This is a genomic window from Pseudorhodoplanes sp. (assembly GCF_050250235.1).
Taxonomy (GTDB): Bacteria; Pseudomonadota; Alphaproteobacteria; order Rhizobiales; family Xanthobacteraceae; genus Pseudorhodoplanes.
In genome coordinates this window covers 1-4,362 of sequence record NZ_JBFWPA010000273.1, presented here as the reverse complement: position 1 = coordinate 4,362, position 4,362 = coordinate 1, and the positions used below count along the sequence as shown (strand labels likewise).

The 4,362-nt window shown below is 58.0% G+C and carries 6 protein-coding genes; 2 read left to right on the top strand and 4 right to left on the bottom strand.

Annotation, left to right across the window (positions count from 1 at the left end; translation table 11 throughout):
• Nucleotides 1-121 precede the first annotated feature (121 nt).
• The 3 genes from tnpB to AB7F49_RS38505 all read right to left on the bottom strand — a co-directional run bounded on the left by tnpB (nt 122) and on the right by AB7F49_RS38505 (nt 2,493).
• Complete coding sequence (tnpB, locus tag AB7F49_RS38515) at nt 122-475, bottom strand: IS66 family insertion sequence element accessory protein TnpB (RefSeq protein ID WP_428533032.1); 354 nt, start codon at nt 473-475, stop codon at nt 122-124.
• Complete coding sequence (gene tnpA / locus AB7F49_RS38510; protein WP_428533029.1) at nt 472-1,002, bottom strand: IS66 family insertion sequence element accessory protein TnpA; 531 nt, start codon at nt 1,000-1,002, stop codon at nt 472-474. Before tnpA ends, tnpB begins: the two co-directional genes overlap by 4 nt.
• 408 nt (nt 1,003-1,410) lie before the next feature.
• Nucleotides 1,411-2,493 (bottom strand): hypothetical protein, encoded by a 1,083-nt coding sequence (locus AB7F49_RS38505; RefSeq protein WP_428533026.1) that lies wholly within the window; start codon nt 2,491-2,493, stop codon nt 1,411-1,413.
• Between the two features lie 118 nt (nt 2,494-2,611).
• Between AB7F49_RS38505 and AB7F49_RS38500 the strand changes: the two genes are divergently transcribed.
• Together AB7F49_RS38500 and AB7F49_RS38495 are read left to right on the top strand one after the other, a co-directional pair.
• Nucleotides 2,612-3,274 carry an acetyltransferase gene (locus AB7F49_RS38500; RefSeq protein WP_428533023.1) on the top strand — a complete coding sequence of 221 codons (663 nt, stop codon included), beginning with the start codon at nt 2,612-2,614 and terminating at the stop codon, nt 3,272-3,274.
• A 108-nt stretch (nt 3,275-3,382) separates the two neighbouring features.
• Nucleotides 3,383-4,000 (top strand): LicD family protein, encoded by a 618-nt coding sequence (locus AB7F49_RS38495; RefSeq protein WP_428533020.1) that lies wholly within the window; start codon nt 3,383-3,385, stop codon nt 3,998-4,000.
• Nucleotides 4,001-4,010: 10 nt separating this feature from the next.
• On the opposite strand, the gene AB7F49_RS38490 is transcribed toward AB7F49_RS38495, so the two are convergent.
• The coding region (locus AB7F49_RS38490; RefSeq protein WP_428533017.1) for an adenylyltransferase/cytidyltransferase family protein at nt 4,011-4,362 on the bottom strand (352 nt) is incomplete at its 5' end.

Here is a 4,362-nt window from a genome sequence, read left to right as displayed (position 1 = left end):
CTGCAGCGTCTCCACATCGTCCGGCAAGGCGGTAAGATCGATGTCCACGAGCCGCGAGTCTAAGCTGACTCGCCTACCTTCTCACCGAACAACGTGTCGGTGAGTCAATCAGCCGCAGCGATCAGCCCGCCACTGCCGGTCGCCACCGCTGTTCCGGCACGCGCCAGTCGACGCCATCGATCAGCAACGACAACTGCGCCGAGGTCAACGACAGCGTCCCACCCGGCTCGACGTTCGATGGCCACAGGAAGATGCCGTGCTCGAGGCGCTTGGTGAACAGGCACAGCCCGGTCCCGTCCCAGAACACGATCTTGATAAGGTTGGCCTTGCGGCCCCGGAACACGAACAGGTGGCCCGAGAAGGGGTCCTGCCGCAGCACGCCCTGGACCAACATAGCGAGCCCGTCGATGCCTTTGCGCATGTCCGTATAGCCGAAGGCCAAATGCACCTTTACGCCTGGAGGAAGCAGCGTCATGACGCGTACCCCTCAGCGGTGGGCACCACACCGGACGGTGCATCCGCGTCGGTGATCTGAACCGCGACGAATACTGCCGCGGTCGCTGCAGCCAGCTCCTGCTTCCAACGAAACAGAACCCGCGCAGCGATCCCGTAGCGCCGGGCCACCGCGGACAGGCTCGCACCTGCTTGCGCAGCTTCCTCGACAATCCGGCGTTTGTCTGCCGCGCTGAACTTCCGCCGACGACCCTCGCATGCCGGTGGGACGATAGGTCGCGACAGCGGATCGTTGGTCATATGACTAAGGCTATGACTTAGGGTGTGACTAAGCCTGTGACTTAGGCCGCCACGCCGGTAGAGCAGCTTCGGCTCAGGCGGCTGCGGCTCAGCCTTGAACTTCGCCCGCCAATTGCCAAACGCCTTGAGCGGGATACCCTGCGCCTCGCAATACTCCCTTTGATTCAAGTCGCTACGCTTCCAGGCTTCGTGGTGCGCCCGCCAGAAGGCCTCGCCGTAGCGCTCCCGGAGTCGAATCTCGCCCGCCATCTCGCTCTCCTCATCTGCAAATTTGAGAGTGAGAACAGATCGCGTCCGCAAACCGCAAAACAAGTGTGTTAGAAATGGACGCTTACCCACGTCCGGGGGTGAGTTCGCTGCAAGGTTGCCAGCATTCCCTGCTCCGCCCCTGTTATCTCCCTGTTCTGGCGGCGCGGAAAATCTTGCGTGGGTTCCTTAACTGATCGAAATCCCGCAAGAATTATCGTTTTCTAGGTGGGCGCCGCTCGGCTACGGGAGCGATCCTCCCTGTATTTCTCCCTGTTAGCAGGGAACCGACAACAGAGACGAGTTCGCCGAAGACTGCCTCCACAGCCACCCGTTTTTTCTACCCTTTACCCTTGGACCGCCTCGAACCCTTTGGGAGGGCTTTCGGGAAAATTCGTTCGCGTTTCGAGCTTACGAGCCGGCCTCACAGGAACCGCGGTTGCGCCGCAGCCAGACATCTACCAGGTCCGTGCTCGCATCGACATGGTGATTGCGCAATCCCCGGGAGGCAGCAACGGATTGAACGAGCAGATCTACTCTCTCGATCTCTGTTCCCCTGGAAGCAAGCACACGCGCTATCGACGAGGGCACGGTAAGGTCAAGAGCTGCCCTCGCGTAGTCCTCGAAGGGCACGATGTCTGACTCGCTCGCGCCAATCGCCAGCAACACGCTATTGACCCAATCATAGATGTCGCGTGAGACCTGCAAATTGGAATGCACCGCTTCGCGGATGGAGCATATCCCCTCGGCTCGCACGCAACGATAGTTACCCGTCAACATCATGCTCCATTTTCTGAGGGGAATAAAAACTGAATCACACACCTTAAGTTTCACCGGCATCCCTGAGAAACTGCCATCCGAGTGGCCGAAACGTCCCGCCTCGATGGCCGTCTCAAGGTCGCGCAGCATGGCGGTATGGGCAGGGTTTTCAAAGCGGGCCACCTTGAAGTTTGTTGCGAGCGTAACCTGCAGGACATTGGCTGGACTTCCTGCCGGGCGGAACGCTTGAGGATCCGCACTGGCCTGCGTGAAAATGCCAGGCCTGAATCCATCCCAGAGTCTCGCATCGGCATAACAGAACTCAAGGGACTTCAAATCGAGGGCGGGAATACGAGCGAGGTACGGGATTGGAGGCAAGTTCATAATCGAGAGCACAGGCGTTCCTGAAGCGCCAATCCGGGACAAAAGTTGCCAAACATCAGGAGATCGGTACTGAGGCTCCTGCATCGCGAGGCAGACCAGATCGTACTCATCAGGATCTGCAACATCCGGAGTCATTACGTTGAGAAGCCCCGGCAGCCTCTTGGAGTTTATTTCGTTGGGCTGTCCGCGTCGCTTCGATGCGATGCGCAACAAAATGCCCTCTCTCGCAATGAGATCGGCCTCCTGGGCCGAACAAACGAGGCCGACGGTCTGGCCAGCTAACAGAAACTTGGTGGCGAGAAGCGAACCGTAGGAGGCGCCAAGTATTAGTATTTTGCGCGCTAAGGCCATAAGCTAGTGCTGCTCGTGTGTGCCCGGATCCAGTCCTTTTCTCGTCGCATCACCATCGGGCGTCTCAGACCCGTCAGAGTCAGGATGGATTGAGGGTTTCAGGAAAGCAAGGACCTCGATGAACCCAGATGTTCCCCGGCCGCCTGGGACGCTTGTCATTTTCGGCGGTTGGTTCTTCTCACGTGTGGTCGCCGAGACGGCAGAACTTCTCGGCTGGACCATCGCGGGCTTTGTTGACCCTGACCCGCCGGGATGGGTTACACCTTTGCGGCACGTGCCGGATGAGTCATTTGCAATCGTCGCGATCGGGAACAACCCTCAGCGCGCCTTCGTGCATGGCAAGGTTCTTGAACGCGGTCGGAGGGTGGTTTCGATCATTCATCCAACCGCGTCCGTGAGTCAAAGCGCCGTTCTCGAAAAGGGATGTTACTTGGCCGAATACGTAACCGTGAGGTCAGCCGCTGTGGTTGGATCAGGCACAATCCTGAACAGCGGGTCGGTAGTGAGCCACGACTGCCAGATTGGTCCTTTCGTGACGTTTGGTCCGAACGCCGCGACGTCCGGCCACGTTTCGATTGGTGCAAGAACAACACTTGGGGTTGGTGCATGCGTCCGACCCCACGCCAAGATTGGGTGTGACTGTGAGGTAGGTGCGGGCGCAGCTGTTGCGTGCGACATTCGCGACGGGTCTACAGTTGTCGGCGTGCCCGCGAGGGCCATACCTAAGAGGTCCGCCAAGCAGGACAAGCAATCTGACTGGAGCGCCAATCCAATTTGGTAAGAGGGTTCATGCATGAGGCCCCCGTCCTCAGATCTCTCGCAGCTATTTCCCGACCGCCGCCGGGACGGCAACACCACTCTCCGTCAATGTCAGTTGGTTATGATCCGGATGCTGAAGATATTGGATCATATCTGCACGGCTGAGAGCATTTCGTACTGGATGACGGCAGGCACCCTAATTGGAGCGCTGCGACATCGCGGCATGATACCGTGGGATTGCGATATAGACGTTGCCATGACCGAGGCAGACTATAGGGCCTTCTGCCGTGTTGCGGACCAACTTCCATCAGACATCTTTTTTCAGAACCAGGACACTGACCCGCTCTTTCGGTCAACCGTCATGGCGAAGTTGCGCGACCGCTACAGCAACTACATCGAGTGGCAAGCAAGGAATAGGGACGCCCGCTGGCACAACGGACTTCAGGTCGATATTTTTTTCTATCGTGAGAACGAACAGGGTCAATTGGTCAACCCATTTCGTCAAACTGCTTATGATCGCGCTGAGATTTTTCCGCTTAAGAGAATCGAATTTGAGGGCGCGCACCTGCTGGCGCCGCAAAATGCAGATCGATACATTCGGCGCCGTTACGGAGACTACTTAAGACTGCCGCCGGTCAAAGAGCGCATTCCACATGAGGGTCAAGCGGATCCATTTGCGCCGTGCAACCATCCGGAAAGCCGCAATTATCCCAATCCGCCCACCAAGCGTTCGAGAGTATCGACCTGATAGCGCCGATTTAGCGCTCGAAGGCTTTGCGTGAGATAATTCGTCTAATGATATCGGTCGAGTTCACGCCCGCGCGATAGGGGAGCCGATGCATGATGCCTGACCTTTCAGCCGGCTTGTAGAAGTCGGGAGTGCTATCGCCCGCGTAGACGACCGCATCGACGTGATAATCGGCAATGATGCGCTCCATGGTCTCGGATATGAGCGCTTGATGGATGATAAAGGCTTCGTCTACGCAAGAAAGCGCCTCTACAACGCTCAGGCGCTCTTCCTGGTTTAGGACAGGGAGTCGCTTGTATTCCTCGGCTCGCAAGTCGGACACCACGCCCACCACAAGCCAGTCACCAAAGGACCTTGCCTCC